The 18,205-nt window shown below is 70.9% G+C and carries 19 protein-coding genes; 5 read left to right on the top strand and 14 right to left on the bottom strand.

Annotated elements, in window-relative coordinates; genetic code table 11:
- Window positions 1-75: 75 nt before the first annotated feature.
- Entirely contained in the window at window positions 76-900 is an 825-nt protein-coding gene (locus MF672_RS14775) for a class F sortase (RefSeq protein ID WP_242375330.1), read from the bottom strand.
- Window positions 897-2,267, bottom strand: coding sequence for a hypothetical protein (locus MF672_RS14770; RefSeq protein WP_242375331.1), 1,371 nt, complete (start codon window positions 2,265-2,267; stop codon window positions 897-899). Before MF672_RS14770 ends, MF672_RS14775 begins: the two co-directional genes overlap by 4 nt.
- Window positions 2,268-2,453: 186 nt before the next feature.
- On the opposite strand from MF672_RS14770, the gene MF672_RS14765 reads away from it, so the two are divergent.
- Window positions 2,454-3,599 (top strand): acyl-CoA dehydrogenase family protein, encoded by a 1,146-nt coding sequence (locus tag MF672_RS14765; protein ID WP_242375332.1) that lies wholly within the window; start codon window positions 2,454-2,456, stop codon window positions 3,597-3,599.
- Window positions 3,600-3,658: 59 nt separating this feature from the next.
- The gene (locus MF672_RS14760; protein ID WP_242375333.1) at window positions 3,659-3,823 is read left to right on the top strand and encodes a hypothetical protein; all 165 of its coding nucleotides are present in this window, start codon (window positions 3,659-3,661) and stop codon (window positions 3,821-3,823) included.
- Here MF672_RS14760 and MF672_RS14755 read toward each other — a convergent pair.
- The 3 genes from MF672_RS14755 to MF672_RS14745 all read right to left on the bottom strand — a co-directional run bounded on the left by MF672_RS14755 (window position 3,820) and on the right by MF672_RS14745 (window position 7,660).
- Window positions 3,820-4,590, bottom strand: a complete 771-nt coding sequence (locus MF672_RS14755; protein ID WP_242375334.1) for an alpha/beta fold hydrolase — start codon at window positions 4,588-4,590, stop codon at window positions 3,820-3,822. The two genes, MF672_RS14760 and MF672_RS14755, sit on opposite strands and share 4 nt — an antisense overlap.
- 16 nt (window positions 4,591-4,606) lie before the next feature.
- The gene (locus MF672_RS14750; RefSeq protein WP_242375335.1) at window positions 4,607-6,829 is read right to left on the bottom strand and encodes an ATP-binding SpoIIE family protein phosphatase; all 2,223 of its coding nucleotides are present in this window, start codon (window positions 6,827-6,829) and stop codon (window positions 4,607-4,609) included.
- Window positions 6,830-6,952: 123 nt separating this feature from the next.
- Window positions 6,953-7,660, bottom strand: coding sequence for an iron-dependent transcriptional repressor DtxR (locus tag MF672_RS14745; protein WP_302893213.1), 708 nt, complete (start codon window positions 7,658-7,660; stop codon window positions 6,953-6,955).
- Between the two features lie 105 nt (window positions 7,661-7,765).
- Between MF672_RS14745 and MF672_RS14740 the strand changes: the two genes are divergently transcribed.
- The gene (locus MF672_RS14740) at window positions 7,766-8,383 is read left to right on the top strand and encodes a UdgX family uracil-DNA binding protein (protein ID WP_242375336.1); all 618 of its coding nucleotides are present in this window, start codon (window positions 7,766-7,768) and stop codon (window positions 8,381-8,383) included.
- 22 nt (window positions 8,384-8,405) lie between these two features.
- Here MF672_RS14740 and MF672_RS14735 read toward each other — a convergent pair whose 3' ends face one another.
- The gene (locus tag MF672_RS14735; protein WP_242375337.1) at window positions 8,406-9,629 is read right to left on the bottom strand and encodes an MFS transporter; all 1,224 of its coding nucleotides are present in this window, start codon (window positions 9,627-9,629) and stop codon (window positions 8,406-8,408) included.
- A 43-nt stretch (window positions 9,630-9,672) separates the two neighbouring features.
- Window positions 9,673-10,326 (bottom strand): pyridoxamine 5'-phosphate oxidase, encoded by a 654-nt coding sequence (pdxH, locus tag MF672_RS14730; RefSeq protein ID WP_242375338.1) that lies wholly within the window; start codon window positions 10,324-10,326, stop codon window positions 9,673-9,675.
- Window positions 10,327-10,507: 181 nt separating this feature from the next.
- On the opposite strand from pdxH, the gene MF672_RS14725 reads away from it, so the two are divergent.
- The gene (locus tag MF672_RS14725) at window positions 10,508-11,614 is read left to right on the top strand and encodes a citrate synthase 2 (protein ID WP_242375339.1); all 1,107 of its coding nucleotides are present in this window, start codon (window positions 10,508-10,510) and stop codon (window positions 11,612-11,614) included.
- Window positions 11,615-11,752: 138 nt separating this feature from the next.
- Window positions 11,753-12,862 (top strand): phosphoserine transaminase, encoded by a 1,110-nt coding sequence (gene serC / locus MF672_RS14720; RefSeq protein ID WP_242375340.1) that lies wholly within the window; start codon window positions 11,753-11,755, stop codon window positions 12,860-12,862.
- A 32-nt stretch (window positions 12,863-12,894) separates the two neighbouring features.
- Here the strand turns inward: serC and MF672_RS14715 are convergent, their stop codons facing one another.
- The 7 genes from MF672_RS14715 to MF672_RS14685 all read right to left on the bottom strand — a co-directional run bounded on the left by MF672_RS14715 (window position 12,895) and on the right by MF672_RS14685 (window position 18,204).
- Window positions 12,895-13,518 carry a rhomboid family intramembrane serine protease gene (locus MF672_RS14715; RefSeq protein WP_242375341.1) on the bottom strand — a complete coding sequence of 208 codons (624 nt, stop codon included), beginning with the start codon at window positions 13,516-13,518 and terminating at the stop codon, window positions 12,895-12,897.
- Window positions 13,519-13,642: 124 nt separating this feature from the next.
- Complete coding sequence (locus MF672_RS14710; protein WP_242375342.1) at window positions 13,643-14,407, bottom strand: crotonase/enoyl-CoA hydratase family protein; 765 nt, start codon at window positions 14,405-14,407, stop codon at window positions 13,643-13,645.
- A 16-nt stretch (window positions 14,408-14,423) separates the two neighbouring features.
- A complete protein-coding gene (locus MF672_RS14705) occupies window positions 14,424-15,197 on the bottom strand; it encodes an SDR family NAD(P)-dependent oxidoreductase (protein ID WP_242375343.1) in 774 nt (257 codons plus the stop codon).
- Window positions 15,198-15,245: 48 nt separating this feature from the next.
- Window positions 15,246-15,584, bottom strand: a complete 339-nt coding sequence (locus MF672_RS14700; RefSeq protein WP_051112646.1) for an STAS domain-containing protein — start codon at window positions 15,582-15,584, stop codon at window positions 15,246-15,248.
- A 104-nt stretch (window positions 15,585-15,688) separates the two neighbouring features.
- Entirely contained in the window at window positions 15,689-16,423 is a 735-nt protein-coding gene (locus MF672_RS14695; RefSeq protein WP_242375344.1) for an energy-coupling factor ABC transporter ATP-binding protein, read from the bottom strand.
- Window positions 16,420-17,187 carry a cobalt ECF transporter T component CbiQ gene (cbiQ, locus tag MF672_RS14690; RefSeq protein WP_242375345.1) on the bottom strand — a complete coding sequence of 256 codons (768 nt, stop codon included), beginning with the start codon at window positions 17,185-17,187 and terminating at the stop codon, window positions 16,420-16,422. The genes MF672_RS14695 and cbiQ overlap by 4 nt, the downstream gene beginning before the upstream one ends.
- A gap of 3 nt (window positions 17,188-17,190) precedes the next feature.
- On the bottom strand, window positions 17,191-18,204 hold the full coding sequence (locus tag MF672_RS14685; RefSeq protein ID WP_242375346.1) for an energy-coupling factor ABC transporter permease: 1,014 nt from the start codon (window positions 18,202-18,204) through the stop codon (window positions 17,191-17,193).
- Window position 18,205 lies beyond the last annotated feature (1 nt).

Below are 18,205 nucleotides of genomic sequence, written 5' to 3'. Positions count from 1 at the left end.
CACGGTTAGGTCGAGATCTTACGAACTCTACCTGTCAACTTCCCGTAAACCCGGAAATTCCGGCCACAACCGTCATCAGACCTTCTTCTTCGACAGGGTCGCGTACACCACGATGTTGTCCTTGTAGCTGTGGCCGGCCTTGTTGTAGACGCCGCCGCAGGTGATCAGCCGGAGCTGGGCCCCGTCGGTGTTGCCGTACACCCGGTTGGTCGGGAACGACGCCTTGCTGACCTGCTCGATCCCGCTCACCGTGTAGCGGGCGATCTTGCCGTCCGACCGGTACACGTAGATGTTGTCGCCCTTGACCAGCTCCGAGAGGCGGGCGAAGACGGCGGGGCCTTTGCGGGTGCTGACGTGGCCGTTGATGATCGTCGGCCCGTTCTCGCCGGGCAGCGGCGAGAAGCGGTACCAGCCGGTCTGGTTCGGCTTGCTCAGGGACGGGGTGCCCAGGTTGCCCTTGATGTCCACGGTGACCTGGCCGACGGGCGCGTTCACCTTGATCTTCGGGATCTTGATGCGCGACGGCTTGGCGGCGGCCTTGGCCTTGGCGGTCTTGGCGGCCGGGATCGGGGCGATCGTGGGCACGGCGGCGACCGGCGGCGGCGCGTCGATGCGGGCCGGGGTGAGGCCGCTCTTGCCGCCGGGGCCGACGGTCGGCGGCAGCACGAACGCGCCCGCGTTCTCGATCTGCACCGTGGACGGCTCGGCGCCGGCCGCGAGCGGGCTGGAGCCGTCGTCCACCGGGGGCGCCAGGGAGAGCAGGCCCACCATGACGGCGCCCACCCCGGCCAGCGAGCCGGCGATCAGCAGGCCCGGCATCGCCTTGTTGAGGGTCGACTTCCGCTTCTGCGCCGGCTGCGCCGGCTGCGCCGGCTGCGTCTGCTGCTGCTCGCTCGTCACTTCACACCTCCGGCGTGCGCGGCGCGGCGGCGCCACACCAGCAGTCCGCCCGCGGCGCTGGCCATGAACATCGCGGATCCGCCCGCGATCAGCGTGTACGCCCCTGTGTTCAGCGGCGGATCCGGCGCCTCACCGGTGTTCACGCCGCCCTTGGGGGTCTTGACCACCTGCGGTCTGACGTACTTCGTCACCGTGGGCCTGGCGGAGCCCGTGGGGGTGGCGGTGGGGGTGCCGGTCGTGCCGCCGGGGCCGACGATCACGATCGACGGGTGGGTGATCTGGGAGGACGGCGACACAGAGGCCGAGGACGTGCTCGTCGGCGAGCCGGTGCCGGTCGAGGTCGGCGTGATCGTGGGGCTGTTGGTCGGCGTGTGGGTGACGGTCGGCGTCGGGCTGGTCTGCGGCTCCCCGACGGTCACCACGATCGTCCCCGGCGTGCTGGCCGGCTTGCACTTGGCGCTGTGGAAGCCGGTCGGGGTCTGCGAGGTGGCGGTCGAGACCTCGAACGCGTCCAGCCACGCCTGCTTGGTGGAGGCGTTCGCGACCTTGACGACGTGCTTGCCGTAGGTAAGCTCGGGCGACTTCCAGAGCTCCTGGCCGCCGTCGAGGTCGTCGTTGACGGGGTCGTCGTCGGCGTCGCGCGAGGGGTCGACGGTCGCCCGCTTGATGCCGTCGAGGTAGATGTCGACCGGGCCGGCGTCCTTGTCGGTCGGGCCGATGTAGGTCACGCTCGTGCCGATGAAGGTCAGCTCGGCGGAGGCGCCCAGCTCGGTGGTCTCGTGCAGGTCGTTGTGCACGTGGTGCTCGGAGGATGGACGGTCGTCGATCGAGGTCCACGTGCCGTTGTAGACGATCTGCATGTCGCTCGGGTTGTCGGCGTCGTCACCGTCGTTGATGACGACGCTGTTGTCCGGCGGGGTGAAGTCGAGGTCGATGTCCTTCGGCGTGATCCTGATGGTGCCCGCCTTGTCGATCATGCCGGGGCTGTTCAGCAGCGGCGGCAGGCCGAGCGGGTCGTCGGGGCGCAGGCCGTCCTCCGGCTCGGCGCTGCCCTTGGGCTGCAGGATGCCCACCCAGTTGCTCTTGAGCTCGAGGTTGCCGACCGCGTGCACCTGTCCGCCCGGGCCGAAGTAGCCGGGCGACTGCAGCCGGCTGCCGTCGCCGGTGTAGCCGAGCTTCCAGGAGTACTTGAGCGGCCCGCCGACGACCAGGTCCGTCTCGAAGGTGAGGTTGGTGGTCAACCGCACCGGACCGTGCCTGACGATGCTGCTCGTGCCGGTCGGCGTGCAGATGTACTCGACCTCGAGCTCGGCCGGCGCCGCCGACGCGGGCAGGCTCGGCAGCACCGTCACACCTAACGCAGCCACGGAAGTGACCGCCGCGGCGATCAACGCCTTGTGCAACCGACTCACGGGGAGACTCCGATCACCCACAAATAGACCGAGGGTAGATCTTAGAGTCGCAAAGACCCAGAACACACACGGAATGCCGCATCTTCCGTTACTTGTGATGAAGCCGTGTCCACCACCAGAATCCTGTTCGGGAGGTGGCAGATGGAGAGGGATCTCTTCGACGAGGAACACCGGCTCTTCCGGGAGACGGTGCGCGAGTTCATGGCCCGCGAGGTGGTGCCGCACCACGCGCAGTGGGAGAAGGACGGCATCGTCCCGCGCGAGATCTGGAAGAAGGCCGGGGAACTGGGCATGTTCGGGTTCTCGGTGCCCGAGGAGTACGGCGGCGCGGGCATCAAGGACTTCCGGTACAACGCGGTCATCGTCGAGGAGATCATCCGGCACGGCGCGTCCGGGCTCGGGTTCTCGCTGCACAACGACGTCATGGCCCCGTACGTCGTGGAACTGACGAACGACGAGCAGAAGCAGCGCTGGCTGCCCGGGTTCGCGAGCGGCGAGCTGATCACCGCGATCGCGATGAGCGAGCCCGGCGCGGGCAGCGACCTCCAGGGCATCAGGACGACCGCGCTCCGCGAGGGCGACCACTACGTGCTCAACGGCCAGAAGACCTTCATCACCAACGGCGTCAACGCCGACCTCGTCGTCGTGGTCGCCAAGACCGACCCGGAGGCCGGGGCCAGGGGCACCACGCTGGTCGTGGCCGAGCGCGGCATGGAGGGCTTCCACCGGGGGCGCAACCTGGACAAGGTCGGCATGAAGGCCCAGGACACCGCGGAGCTGTTCTTCGACAACGTCCGGGTGCCCGTCGCCAACCGCCTCGGCCCCGAGGACGGCGAGGGCTTCTTCCAGCTCATGCACAACCTGCCCCAGGAGCGCCTGTCGATCGCGGTGGCCGCCGTCGCCGCCGCCGAGACCGTGCTGGAGCAGACGATCGAGTACTGCAAGACCCGCCAGGCCTTCGGCCGCAGCATCGGTTCGTTCCAGAACACCCGGTTCGTCCTGGCCGAGCTGGCCACCGAGACCGAGATCGCCCGCCACTACGTCGACAAGTGCGTCCTCGCGCTCAACGCCGGTGCCCTCACGGCGGTGGACGCGGCCAAGGCCAAGTGGTGGACGACCGAGCTGCAGAACAAGGTCATCGACCGCTGCCTCCAGCTCCACGGCGGCTACGGCTACATGATGGAGTACCCGGTCGCGAAGGCGTGGCTGGACAGCCGGGTCCAGACGATCTACGGCGGCACCACCGAGATCATGAAGGAGATCATCGGCCGCTCGTTCGGTTTCTAGCCGGCCAGGTTCCGGTACGCGCCGCGCGCGGGCCCGCCGCGCGCCGCATACTGGAGGGCATGGACTACGGCGGCCTGATCCTCCTGGTCTTCCTGGCGTTGTTGTTCGCCTGGGTGCTGAACCGCGTGCGCCGGGCCTTCCGGCTGGGCGCCGTCGGCTACGCGGGCGTGATGATCGTGTTCATCATCGCCATGCTGCTCGTCTGGGGCCAGACGAAGGTCTAGGCGCCTTCGAGGATCACCCGGGCCACCAGTTCGGGGTCGTCGCTCATGGGCACGTGGCCGCAGCCCGTCAGCAGCTTGACCCGCTCCCCCGACCACCGGGCGGCGCGCACCGCCTGCCTGCGCAGCAGCAGCCGGTCGTGCTCGCCCCACGCGATCGTGATCGGCGTCTTGGGCGGCGCGGGCGGCATCAGCCCGTCGAACGACTCCAGCGTCTGCTCGAAGCCCGGCGCGGCGGCCAGCGCCTGCGTGGCGGCGGCCAGGGCGGTGGGCGCCAGCCGCGAGGGGTGGGCGACCAGCAGCCCCGCCGACAGCGCGCGGGCGGCCGGCGACTCGGCCAGGCGGGCGGACCGCTCGGGCGGCAGCGCCCGGGCCGTGGCCCGCAGCGCGCGCAGCAGGGTACGGGCGTAGACGTACTCGGAACGGGACCAGAAGCCGGCGGGCGAGAACGCCACGGCCGAGCGGACCACCCCGCGCGAGGCCAGTTCGAGCGCGAGATAGCCGCCGAGCGAGTTGCCCGCCACGGCCGGCTCGCGCACGCCGAGCAACGCGCAGAACGACTCGACCGCGTCAGCCAGCGACTCGGCGGTGTACGGGGTGCCCGCGGGCAGCCCCGGCGAGTCGCCGAACCCCGGCAGGTCGAGGGCGATCACCGTGCGCGTCGCCGCCAGCCGGTCCATGACCGGCAGCCAGGCCTGCCAGTGGTGCCCGATGCCGTGGATGAGGATCAGCGGCGCGCCCGTGCCCCGCCGTTCGAAGGCCAGGTCCATCCCGCCAGTAGAACACTCACCTGCCGCGGGTGGGAATCTCGAACCAGACGGCTTTGCCTTCCTTGGTAGGACGCGAGCCCCAGCGCCGGGCGAGCTGGTCGACCAGGTAAAGGCCGCGCCCGCCCTCGTCGTTCTCGCCCGCGCTGCGGATGCGCGGCAGCCGCAGGTCCTGGTCGAACACCTCGACCCAGACCGACTCGCCGCCCCTGCGCAGCCGGAGCGTGAACTCCTTGTCGCCGACCGCTTCCTCTTCCATGCCCGGGATGTCCCAGGACTCCTCGAACGGCAGCGGCGGGCCTTCCACCGACAGCTCCCTGCGCGGCACGGTGGCGGTGGAGGCGTGCAGCACGACGTTCGTGACGACCTCGGAGACCAGCAGGCAGGCCAGCTCGGCGCGTTCCTCGGGCACGTTCCACCCGGCGAAGGCCTCGGAGGCCATGCGCCGCGCCTCGCCGACCATGATCGGCTGGGCGGGGAACGTGCGCTCCTCGACGTCGAGGTCGCCGTCGGCGGAGCGGACGACCAGGATCGCCATGTCGTCGTCGATCTCGCCGGGCACCGCCACCGTGGCGGCGTCGGCGATGCGCTCGACGTCGGCCTCGGACATCTTGGCCAGCTTCTCGCACAGCACGCCCAGCGTCTCGGCGTCGCTCGGCATGCGGCCGTCGCGGCCGGGCCGGCGGTCGATCAGCCCGTCGGTGTAGAGCAGCAGCGCCGCGCCCGGCGGGAGCGTGCGGGTCTCCTCCTTGTAGACCAGGTCGGCGTGCAGGCCCTTGGCGCGGACGCCGAGCGGCTGGCCGACCTCCTCGATGTCCATCTCCAGGCACTGGCCGTCGACCAGCAGCAGCGGCGGGGCGTGCCCGGCGTTGGCGAAGGAGAGCTGCCGCGACCAGGCGTCGTAGACGAGGTACTGGCAGGTCACGATGGGCGGGATGCTGACGTCGGCGCCGTTGTCGTCCTTCTCCGGCGTGGCGATGATGCGGGTCCACTCGTCGAGCCTGGCCAGGATGTCGGCCGGCGACTTGTCGTCCTGGGCGAAGGCCCGCAGGGCGGCCCGGAGCTGGCCCATGATGGCCGCCGCCTTGGCGCCCCTGCCCTCGACGTCGCCGATCACGATGCCGACCCGGCCGGCCGACAGCGGGATCACGTCGTACCAGTCGCCGCCGACCTGGGTCTGGATGCCCTGGCCGTGGGAGGCCAGCGGGGCCGCCGGGTAGTAGCGCACCGCGATCTGCAGGCCGTCGAGCTGCGGCAGGGCCCTCGGCAGCAGGTACTTCTGGAACGACTCGGCGGTGTGCCGCTCCTCCTCGAACAGCAGCGCGTTGTCGATCGCGACCGCCACGCGGGTGGCGATGGCGCCGACGAAGTCACGGTCGAAGGCGTCGTAGTGGGGGCTGCGGCGGTCGGTGAGGTTGGACAGGCCGAGGTACATCAGGCCCAGCGTCTCGCCGCGTACCAGGAGCGGGGCGACGATCGCGGAGGTCATGCCGACCTCGCCGCACAGCCGGGCGCCGCCCTCGCTGGGCGCGGGGAAGCTGCTGGTGGCGAAGTCCTCGACGAGGATGGTCTCCTGGCGGCGCAGCGCCGTGTCCGCGTAGTGGCCGGAGGGGTAGCGGATCTCCGCCCCCACCGGCTTCCATGTGCCCGACGGCGGCGACCACCCCTGTACGTGCTGCGAGACCCGGCGGACCAGGCGGTCGCCCTCCATCAGCTCGATGAAGCAGTGGTCGGCGAACTGCGGGACGAGCATCTCGGCGACGCGCTTCAGCGTCTCCTCGACGTACAGCGAGCCGGCCAGCCGCTCGCCGATGCGCTCCAGCAGCCCGAAGCGGTCCTTCTCGCGCTCGTTGCTGCGCAGGGCCTCGCGGGCGGTGATGACGATGCCCGTCACGGCGCCCGAGGTGTGCCGCAGCGGCACCGCCTGGGCGCGGACGTAGACGATCGTGCCATCGCCCCGCTTGACGTCGAAGGTGCCCTCCCACACGCCGCCCTTGAGCACGTGCTTGGCCAGCTCTATCGCCTGCGGGTGGTCCTTCTCCATGATCCCGAGGGACAGGACGGAGGCGTCACGCGAAGGCGCTCTGCCCGGGCGGCCGAAGAGCTTCTCAGCGAAGGGGTTCCAGTAGAGAAGATTGCTGAAACGGTCGGTGACGACCACCGCCATCTCGGCGTGGTCCAAGACGGACCCGGCAGCAAGGTGATCAGCCGCATCTTGTGACAGATCCCCCCAACGCTTCATCCGGAGACCACTCCTCGGGGTGGCGAGCATGCACAGCGAACCACGAGCGCTCCTGCAACAGTCTTGGTCTGGGGAGAGTGGAGGGCCTCCCAGGAGGGATTCAACCAAGCCGCTGCGCGCGCGTCAGCGCTTGGAGACAAAAACGTGCGCGGCAACATCGCGCGGAAGCTCCGCGGGAGTGTCGTTCGCGTCACCGTCACCTGTCACCCGCACACCGTCGTCGCTCGCCGCGAGCGTGACCTCGCGTCCGGGTTGTATCCCAACTTGCTTGAGTTTAAGCATCACAGCGGGATCACTTTGCACTTGTTCGCTAATTCGCCGCACCACCACGGGCACATTCTTCGCTCCTGTGGCGACGTCGCACATCGACGCCAGCCCGTCGGGCTCGGCCGTGACCGGCTCCTTGGCGCCCAGCTCGGCGAGCCCGGGAATGGGATTGCCGTGCGGGCAGGCGGTCGGGTTGTCCAGCAATGTCACCAGCCGGGCCTCGACGGACTCCGACATCACGTGCTCCCACCGGCACGCCTCGATGTGCACCTCTTCCCACGGCAGGCCGATCACCTGGGTCAGCAGGCACTCGGCGAGCCGGTGCTTGCGCATCACGCGGGTGGCGAGCTGGCGGCCCAGCTCGGTCATGGACAGGTGCCGGTCGCCCTCGACGCGGACGAGGCCGTCGCGCTCCATGCGGGCGACGGTCTGGCTCACGGTGGGACCGCTCTGCTGCAGGCGCTCGGCGATGCGGGCGCGCAGCGGGACGATGCCCTCCTCCTCGAGCTCGTAAATCGTGCGGAGGTACATCTCCGTCGTGTCGATCAGGCCGTGTGCGGTCAAGACAGTCCTCCCAACTGAATGTTACGCCGGTCGTGGCGGGGACTGAGCCCGTCCGCCTCGGGCACATTGGTCACGCAGGGAACCCTATTGGGAGAACGACCGACGATGGTTAAGGACGGCAACAACAGCGCCGCCGACTTCCTTCCCGAGCGGCTCGACCTCGACGCGCTGCGGGCCGCGGCGGCCTGCTGCGAGGGGTGCGAGCTCTACCGGAACGCCACGCAGACGGTGTTCGGGGAGGGGCCGCGGCGGGCGGCGTACATGCTCGTGGGCGAGCAGCCGGGAGACCAGGAGGACCGCCAGGGGCACCCGTTCGTCGGGCCGGCGGGCCGCATTCTGGACAAGGGGCTGGCCGAGGCGGGCATCGACCGCGACGACGTGTACGTGACGAACGCGATCAAGCACTTCTCCTGGGTGCCGCGCGGCAAGCGGCGCATCCACCAGAAGCCGACGGCCGCCGAGATCACCGCCTGCCAGCCGTGGCTCATGGCCGAGCTGGCCGCCGTGGAGCCGCGCGTGGTCGTGGTGCTGGGCGCGACGGCGGCGCGCTCGCTGCTCGGGCGGACGTTCAAGGTGACGCGGCACCGGGGCGAGCCGATACCGCTCGGCGACCGGCTGGCGGTGGCGACCATCCACCCGTCCGCCGTGCTGCGCGCGCCGGACCGCGACGCCGCGTACGCGGGCTTCCTCGACGACCTGAAGGCCGCCTCCCGCGCCGCCTGAGCCCGCCGCCTGGGCAGGCCGGCTAGGGCCGCCGCCCGGCCACCGTGCCGGAGCGGTAGTCGCGGAAGCCCGCGACCGACAGCCCGACCACGAGCACCACGGCGGCGCAGGCCAGCCCGCCGCCGACCCAGGCCCCCGTCAGGCCGAACACCGTGGCCGTCGCCCCGGCCCGCAGGTCGCCGAGCCGCGGCCCGCCGGCCACGACCACCATGAACGCCCCCTGCATGCGCCCCCGCATCTCGTCCGGCGCGTAGAGCTGCAGGATCGACTGCCGCCACACCGACGAGATGACGTCGGCCACCCCGCCGACCGCCATGAACGCCACCACCAGCCACAGGTGCTGGGTCGTCCCGGCGGCGGCCACGGCGAGCCCCCACACGGCGATGACGACCACCAGTGCCACGCCCTGCCGCCTGATCCGCCCGACCCACCCGGAGAACAGCGCCCCGGCGACCGAGCCGATGGCCATGGCCGAGTTCAGCCAGCCGAGCGCCAGGTCCGAGCCGCCGAACCACAGGTCCGCCGCCTCGGGGTAGAGCGCGCGGGGCAGGGCGAAGACCATGGCGATGATGTCCACGACGAACGACATGAGCAGCACGGGGCTGCGCATGATGAAGCTCAGCCCCTCCAGCACCGCCCGCGCGCCCGGACGGGTCACCTCGCCCGCCGGGGGCAGGGCGGGCAGCCTGAGGGCCGCGTAGAGGCCGGCGGTGAACAGCAGGGCGTCCACCGCGTACGCGCCCGCGTACCCGCCGCCGGCCAGCAGCACCCCGCCGACCATCGGCCCGATCACCGCGCCGATGCTGTAGACGAGCGAGTTGAGCGCGTTGGCGGCGGGCACCAGCTCGGGCTCCAGGATGCGGGGGATGATCGCGCCCCGGGTCGGCCCGGTGATGGCGAACCCGGTGGCGTTCACCGCGACCGCGGCGAAGATCACGTAGACGTTGTCCAGGCCGAGCAGCGCCTGGGCGAGGATGAACAGCGTCGCCGCCCAGGCCACGGCCGATCCGGCGAGCAGCAGCCTGCGCCGGTCCACGGCGTCGGCCACGGCCCCGCCCCACAGCCCGAAGACGACGAGCGGGACGAGGTTGGCCAGGCCGAGCAGGCCGACCCAGAACGAGGACCCGGTGATCTCGTAGACCTGCTTGCCGACCGCGACGACGGTCACCCCGACCCCGACGTGCGAGACCGCCTGGCCCAGCCAGATCCGCCGGTACGCGGGCACCCCCAGGGGCCGGGTGTCCACCAGATGACGTTTGATCAAGTCCCCGAAAGCCACTTACCGAACATTAAGGTGCAAGACGCTCCAGAACCCATCCGGGTGGGGTCCGCCGGTAGCGCAGCCGGTCATGCATCCGGTCGAGCTGCCCCTGCCAGAACTCCACCTCCACCGGGTGGACCCGGTAACCGCCCCAGAAGTCGGGCACCGGCGGATCATCCGGCCAGCGCGCCGCGAGCTTCTCGTAGCGGGCGTCCAGCTCCTCCCGGGAGCGCACGACAGCCGACTGCCGCGACGCCCACGCCCCGATGCGGGAGCCGTACGGGCGGGAGTTGAAGTACTCCGCCGACTCCTCGTGGGAGATGCGGGTCACGGTGCCGTCCACGCGCACCTGGCGGCGCATGGCGTGCCAGGGGAACAGCAGGGACGCGCGGGCGTTCTCGGCCAGGTCGCGGCCCTTGCGCGACTCGTAGTTGGTGTAGAAGACGAAGCCGCGTTCGTCGTAGCCCTTGAGCAGGACGGTGCGGGCGCTCGGCCGGCCGCCGGCCGAGGCCGTGGCCAGCACCATGGCGTTGGGTTCCGGGAGCCCGGCGGCGGCCGCCTCCTCGAACCAGACGGTGAACTGCGCGATCGGGTCGGACGCGAGGTCGGACTCGAGCATCGGCTCGCCCTCGTACGCGCGTCGGAGCCCCGCCAGCATGGGCGGGCGCGGGGTGGCATCCACGAGACGGTATTCTTGCGCGCTCGTGTGGTAGATCCCATACACCGCTCCCCACCAGCGGCTTTGACTCTTCGGCGGGTCCGGAGACCGAGCATGAGCTGGGAGGGGGTTAAATTGACCCGCCGGTATCTCGACATCAAGGCTTTGCATTGCCGGAACATGGCAGAAAGGGAGGCGGCCGAGTATGTCCGACTTCAAACCCGGGCTCGAAGGCGTCGTAGCTTTCGAGACCGAGATCGCGGAACCGGACAAAGAAGGGGGCGCCCTTCGATACCGGGGCGTCGACATCGAAGAGCTGGTCGGCCGTGTCCCGTTCGGGCACGTTTGGGGCCTGCTGGTCGACAACAAGTTCCAGCCGGGCCTGCCCCCGGCGGAGCCGTACCCCATCCCTGTCCATTCCGGTGACATCCGCGTAGACGTGCAGAGCGCGCTCGCCATGCTGGCTCCGGCCTATGGCTTCAAGCCCCTGCTCGACATCAGCGACGAGGAGGCCCGCGACCAGCTCGCCCGCGCCTCGGTGATGGCCTTGTCGTTCGTGGCACAGTCCGCGCGCGGGCTCGGCCTGCCGATGGTGCCGCAGAGCAAGGTCGACGAGGCCACGACCATCGTCGAGCGCTTCATGATCCGCTGGCGCGGTGAGCCCGACCCCAAGCACGTCAAGGCCATCGACGCCTACTGGACCTCCGCCGCCGAGCACGGCATGAACGCCTCCACGTTCACCGCCCGCGTCATCGCCTCCACCGGCGCGGACGTGGCGGCGGCGCTCTCCGGCGCCGTGGGCGCCATGTCGGGCCCGCTGCACGGCGGCGCCCCGGCCCGGGTGCTGCACATGATCGAGGGCGTCGAGCAGCTCGGCGACGCCAAGAAGTACGTCCAGAGCGAGCTGGACAAGGGCAACCGGCTCATGGGCTTCGGCCACCGCGTCTACCGCGCCGAGGACCCGCGCGCCCGCGTGCTGCGCCGCACCGCCAAGGAGCTCGACGCGCCCCGCTACGAGGTCGCCGCGGCGCTGGAGCAGGCCGCGCTGGAGGAGCTGCACGCCCGCAAGCCCGACCGCGTGCTGGCCACGAACGTCGAGTACTGGGCGGCCGTGGTGCTCGACTTCGCCGAGGTCCCCTCGCACATGTTCACCTCGATGTTCACCTGCGCCCGCACCGCCGGCTGGGCGGCGCACATCCTGGAGCAGAAGCGCACGGGCAGGCTGGTCCGCCCCAGCGCGAACTACGTGGGCCCGTCCTCGCGCCCGCTGAGCGACGTGCCGGGCGCCGACGAGGTCGCCGGCAAGCTCTGACCGCCGGATGAGACGGACGGCCGTCGCGCGGCTCGCACCCGCGCGACGGCCGTTTTGTCATGATCGGTCGGTGAGATCCGCGTCTCAGATCCCGGACCCCGTGCGAGCCACGCCGCGCCGGTCGGTAGGCTCCTTCATGTGGCTGACATCGTGATTCCCGCTGACATCAAGCCCGCCGACGGCCGCTTCGGCTGCGGGCCCTCGAAGGTTCGCACCGAGCAACTGGCCGCGCTCGCCGCCTCCGGCGCGGAGTACATGGGCACCTCGCACCGCCAGAAGCCGGTCAAGAGCCTGGTCGGCCGCGTCCGCTCCGGCCTCGCCGACCTGTTCTCGCTGCCCGAGGGCTACCAGGTCGTGCTGGGCAACGGCGGCACCACGGCGTTCTGGGACATCGCCGCGTTCGGGCTGGTGCGCGAGAAGTCGCAGCACCTGTCCTTCGGCGAGTTCTCCTCGAAGTTCGCCGCCGTCACCGGCAAGGCGCCGTGGCTGGCCGAGCCGAGCGTCATCAAGTCCGAGGTCGGCACCCACCCGACGGCCGTGGCCGAGGACGGCGTGGACGTCTACGCGCTCACCCACAACGAGACCTCCACCGGCGTCGCGATGCCGATCGAGCGGGTCGGCGGCGACGACGCCCTCGTGCTCGTGGACGCCACCTCCGGCGCCGGCGGCCTGCCCGTGGACGTCGCGCAGAGCGACGTCTACTACTTCGCCCCGCAGAAGAGCTTCGCCTCCGACGGCGGCCTGTGGATCGCGCTCATGTCGCCGCGCGCCCTGGCCAGGGTCGAGGAGATCGCCGCCTCCGGCCGCTTCGTGCCCGAGTTCTTCAGCCTCCCGGTCGCGATCGACAACTCCGGCAAGGACCAGACCTACAACACCCCGGCCGTGGCCACGCTGTTCCTGCTGGCCGACCAGCTCGACTGGATGAACGGCAACGGCGGCCTGGCCTGGACCACCTCCCGCACCGCCGACTCCGCCTCGCGCCTCTACACCTGGGCCGAGAAGTCGTCCTACGCCACGCCGTTCGCCGCGCCCGAGTTCCGCTCGCAGGTGGTCGGCACGATCGACTTCAACGACGACGTCGACGCCGCGGCGGTGGCCAAGGTGCTGCGCGCCAACGGCATCGTCGACACCGAGCCCTACCGCAAGCTGGGCCGCAACCAGCTCCGCATCGCGATGTTCCCGGCCGTCGACCCGGCCGACGTCGAGGCGCTGACGGTCTGCATCGACCACGTGGTCGAGCGCCTCTAGCCCGATCCGGCGCCGGTCCCCGCCCGCTCTCGTCAGTGGGCGGGGATCTCGTGCTTCCTGCGGCGCAGCACCCAGCCGGCCAGCACGCCGGCCACGAGCCCGCACAGGTGGCCCTGCCAGGAGATGCCCTCCTGGTTGGGCAGCAGCCCGGCCAGGATCCCCCAGTAGGCGATGCCCACGCCGATCGCGATGACGATGTCGAGCACCCGGTGGTCGAACAGCCCCCTGGCCATGATGTAGCCGAAGTACCCGAAGATCAGCCCGCTCGCGCCGACCGTGATGACCATGGGGCTCATCAGCCAGGTGCCGAGGCCGCCGACCAGGATGATGATGAGGGTGGCCCAGAGGAACTTGCGCACGTCGCGCAGCCCGGCCAGGAAACCCATCACGAGCAGCGGCAGCGAGTTGGCCATGAGGTGGCCGAAGCCGCCGTGCAGGAACGGCGCGAAGACGATGCCGACCAGCCCTTCGGGCTCCCAGCCGACGATCCCGAAGTTGTGGTCGAGGGCGCCGTTGAGGAAGAAGTCGACCCCTTCGACGACCCACATGATCGCGAGCATGACGGCCACGATGATGAACGCGCTGAGCGCTCCCGAGAGCAGGGCTCCTGCGCCGCGCCTGGCGGAATCGAACCTGGAACCCGAATAGTCGCCCATGCGCTCTCCCAGTAGCTCGTCTCCTCTTTCTTTACCGTACGCAGGAAGAGTCATGCGCGCGTAAAGCCCCTCCCGCCCCGGCGCGCGGGCGCGGGCGCGGGAGGGGGTGACGGCGGGACGGCGGCTACTCGCCCTTCCACTGGGGGGCGCGCTTCTCCGCGAACGCGGCGGCGCCCTCCATGGCGTCCTTGGAGCCGAACACCGGGTTGATGATCGCTCCCTGCTTCTTGAACATCTCCGCCAGCGGCCAGTCCTGCGACTCGATGATCACCTTCTTGGTCGCGGCGAGGGCCAGCGGCGCGTTGGCGGCCACCTTGCGGGCCAGCTCCAGCGCGTCCTCCAGGGCCTTGCCCGGCTCGGCGATGCGGTTGACCAGGCCGAGCTCGTACAGGCGCGAGGCCGGGTAGTGGTCGCCGGTCAGGGCGATCTCCATGGCCACGTGGTACGGGATCCGCCGCGGCAGCCGCATGATGCCGCCCGCGCCCGCCACGAGCCCGCGCTTGGGCTCCGGCAGGCCGAACGTGGACTCGGCCGAGGCCACGATGAGGTCGCAGGCCAGCGCCATCTCGAAGCCGCCGGCCAGGGCGTAGCCCTCGACGGCCGCGATGAGCGGCTTCTTCGGCGGGGCCTCGGTGAGGCCGCCGAACCCGCGGCCCTCCACGACCGGGAAGTCGCCGGACAGGAAGCCCTTGAGGTCCATGCCGGCGCAGAACGTACCACCCGCACCGGTCAGGACATATGCGGAAATCTCGGGGCGAGCGTCCAGGCCGTCCAGCGCCTCCGCGATCCCCCGCGCCACCGCGCCGTTCACGGCGTTGCGGGCCTTCGGGCGGTTGATCGTGATGATCGCGACGTTGCCGGACTCCTCGACGAGCACTTCGTCAGACACGAGAGGAACCCCCCGGCTACTTGGGCTGGAAGCGGATGCCGCCGTCGAAGCGGATGACCTCGGCGTTGATGTAGTCGTTCTCGACGAGCGAGCGCACCAGGTGCGCGAACTCGTCGGCGCGGCCCATGCGCTTGGGGAAGACGACCGGCGCCACGAGCTTGGCCTTGAACTCCTCGGAGTTGGGCGAGAAGCCGTAGATGGGGGTGTCGATGATGCCGGGGCAGATCGTGTTCACCCGTACGCCGATGGCCGCCAGGTCGCGCGCCGCGGGCACGGTCATGCCCACGATGCCGCCCTTGGAGGCCGAGTAGGCGAGCTGCCCGGTCTGGCCCTCCAGGGCCGCCACGGAGGCGGTGTTGACGACCACGCCGCGCTGGCCGTCGGCGTCGGCCGGCTCGGTCCTGGCGATGGCCGCCGCCGCCAGGCGCATGAGGTTGAACGTGCCGATCAGGTTGACCTCGATGACCTTGCGGTAGGTGGCCGGGTTGTGCGGGTTGCCGTCACGGTTGACCGTGCGCTCCGCCCACCCGATGCCGGCGCTGTTGACCACCACGCGGAGGGGCTTGCCGGTGGCGACGGCGGCGTCCACGGCCGCCTGCACCTGCTCGTCGTCCGACACGTCGGTCTTGACGAAGACGCCGCCGATCTCGTCGGCGACCGTCTTGCCGCGCTCCTCGTTGAGGTCGGCCACGACCACGGTGGCGCCGGCGCGGGCCAGCTCGCGGGCGGTCGCCTCGCCGAGGCCGCTGGCGCCGCCGGAGATGATTGTTGAGGATCCGTTCACGTCCATATCCCGGACCCTAACCCGATAACCGAATGAAGTTCTACTTGGGGTCGGTTAAATCTCACCCACGGCGCTGTCCACGTCGGAGTAGACCTTGATGCGCCGGTCGAGCCCCGTCGTGCGCAGGATGCGCGCGACCGGCGCCTGCGGCGCGGCGAGCGAGACGCCGCCGCCCTCCCCGGTGGCCAGCCGCCAGGCCTCGATCAGCACCGACAACCCGCTGGAGTCCATGAACGACAGCTGCTGCAGATCGAGCACGAGCTTCGCGCCGTCCTGCTTGATGGCGTCGCGTACCTCGTCCCGGAGGAACGGTGCGGTGAACAGGTCGAGCTCTCCCTCAACGGCCACCACCACGGCGTCTCCCAGGGCATGTCGCGCAAGCCGCAGCTTCATTTGGCCCCTCCTCGATGAGCCACTGTACTTCGACATGCCCCGTTGCCGGGCATGCACAGACTACGAAGAGTTGGATATACGAGGGCAAGCCGGTGCGGTCCAGGTCACACGGCCGGGATCGCGAAACCGTACGGGAGCTCCAGACGGTGCTCGGCCAGCAGCTCCGCGTCGGCCAGCAGCTCCCGCGTGGGCCCGTCGGCGGCGATCACGCCGCCGGAGAGGATGAGGGCCCGCTCGCACAGCTCCAGCGCGTACGGCAGGTCGTGCGTGACCATGAGCACGGTCACCTCCAGGGAGCGCAGGATCTCGGCCAGCTCGCGCCGCGCGGCCGGGTCGAGGTTGGAGGAGGGCTCGTCGAGCACCAGGATCTCCGGCTCCATGGCCAGCACGGTCGCGACCGCCACCCGGCGGCGCTGGCCGAAGGACAGGTGGTGCGGCGGCCGGTCGATCGCCTGCAGCATGCCGACCCGGGACAGCGCCTGCTCCACCACCCGGTCCAGCTCCGCCCCGCGCAGGCCGGCGTTGGCCGGGCCGAAGGCCACGTCGTCGCGCACGGTGGGCATGAAGAGCTGGTCGTCGGGGTCCTGGAAGACCAGGCCGACGCGCTGCCTGACCTCCTTGAGGGTGTCCTTGCGCACGGGGGTGCCCGCCACGGTGACGGTGCCGTGCCCGGCGGTGAGTATTCCGTTGAGGTGCATGACGAGCGTGGTCTTGCCCGCGCCGTTGGGGCCGAGCAGGGCCACCCGCTCGCCGCGCGCGATCGACAGGTCCACGCCGAACAACGCCTGGGTGCCGTCGGGGTAGGCGTAGGCGAGCTGCCTGACTTCCAGAGAGTTCACAACAGTCCTGAGGCCGAGAGAGCGAGCACCGCGAGGGCCGCGGCGGGCAGGGCGAGGGCGGTCGCCCAATGGGCGGTCGATGCCGTCATATCGGTAATTATCGGCATCTGGCCGGTGTAGCCGCGGCTCAGCATCGCCAGGTGGACCCGCTCGCCCCGCTCGTACGAGCGGATGAACAACGCCCCCGCCGAACGCGCGAGCACCGGGATGTGCCGGGCGTTCCTGGCCTCGAACCCCCGCGACTCGCGCGCCACCCGCATCCGCCGCATCTCGTCGAGGATCACGTCCATGTAGCGCAGCATGAACATGGCGATCTGCACCAGCAGGCCCGGCAGCCGCAGCCGCTGCGCGCCGAGCAGGATCACCCGCGGCTCCGTGGTGGCGGCCAGCAGGATCGAGGCGACCACGCCGAGCGTGGCCTTGGCCAGGATGTTCCAGGCCGCCCAGAGCCCCGCCACGCTCAGCGAGACCCCCAGGACGCTCACCCGCTCCCCCAGCCCGATGACCGGGATGAGCACCGCGAACAGCACGAACGGCAGCTCGATCGCCATCCGGCGGGTGACGTGCCGCAGCGGCACCCGGGCGGCCGCCGCGACGACGCCGAGCAGCACGGCGTAGGCGGCGAACGCCCAGAACCGCTCGCGCGGCGTGGCCACCACCACGATCGCGAACGCGAGGACCGCGAGCAGCTTGCACTGCGGCGGCAGCCGGTGCACGACGGAGTCGCCCGGCAGGTAGAGCTGGTGATGATGGCCCGCGCCCACGTCTCACACCTTGATCTTGTTCCGTCTCCTGGCGGCATGGGCCACGGCACCGGCGATGAGCAGCACGAGCCCGACGCCGATGATCCCGGCGATGCCGACGGGGATGCCCCCGACCTCACCGTAGTCGGCGAGGGCCCAGCCGCCGAACGAGTGGTCGGCCGCCCGGCCGGAGAAGCCGTGGGTCTCGGCCACCGCCTCCAGCCCGTCGGGCGAGGAGGAGGCGGCGAACGACACCAGTCCGGCCAGCACCAGCGTCACCCCGACGCCGGCGAGCAGGAACGGCCGGAGCCCGCCGCGCGCCGCGGGCGCCGCCGGCTCCTGCGCGCCGACGGTGGTGGTCGTGCCCGTGGCGCCGCGCAGCACCAGGGGGGTGGCCAGGCCGCGGGCGCCGTACACGAGGTCGGGCCGGACGGCCAGCACCGCGCCGACGGTCATCGCCGTGATGACGCCCTCGCCGAGGCCGATGAGCACGTGCACGCCGCCCATCGCGGCGGCCACCGCCGACACCTCGATCGGCGCGGTGCCGCCGATCCAGAACAGCAGCGTGAACGCCAGCGCCGCGGCCGGCACGGAGACCAGCGCCGCGAGGAAGGCGGCCGCCGTCACCCCGCCCCTGCTCCGGGACAGGCCGCTGACCAGCCGGAAGACGCCCCACCCGACGAGCACGGTGACCAGGCCCATGACGGTGACGTTGACGCCGAGCGCGGTGAGCCCGCCGTCGGCGAAGAACACGGCCTGCACGAGGAGCACCACGGCCATGCACAACACGCCGGTATAGGGGCCGACGAGTATCGCCGCCAGCGCGCCGCCCAGCAGGTGGCCGCTGGTGCCGGCGGCGACCGGGAAATTGAGCATCTGCACGGCGAAGATGAACGCGGCGACCAGCCCGGCCATGGGCGCGGTGCGGTCGTCGAGCTCGCGCCGCGCGCCGCGCAGGCACACCCCGACCCCGGCGGCCGCCACGACCCCGGCGGAAATGGACGTCACCGCGTCGAAGAACCCATCAGGTACGTGCACG

The sequence above is a fragment of the Actinomadura luzonensis genome (assembly GCF_022664455.2).
GTDB lineage: Bacteria > Actinomycetota > Actinomycetes > Streptosporangiales > Streptosporangiaceae > Nonomuraea > Nonomuraea luzonensis.
Note: the sequence above shows the minus strand (reverse complement) of the source record. Positions and strands in the feature narration are given on the sequence as shown.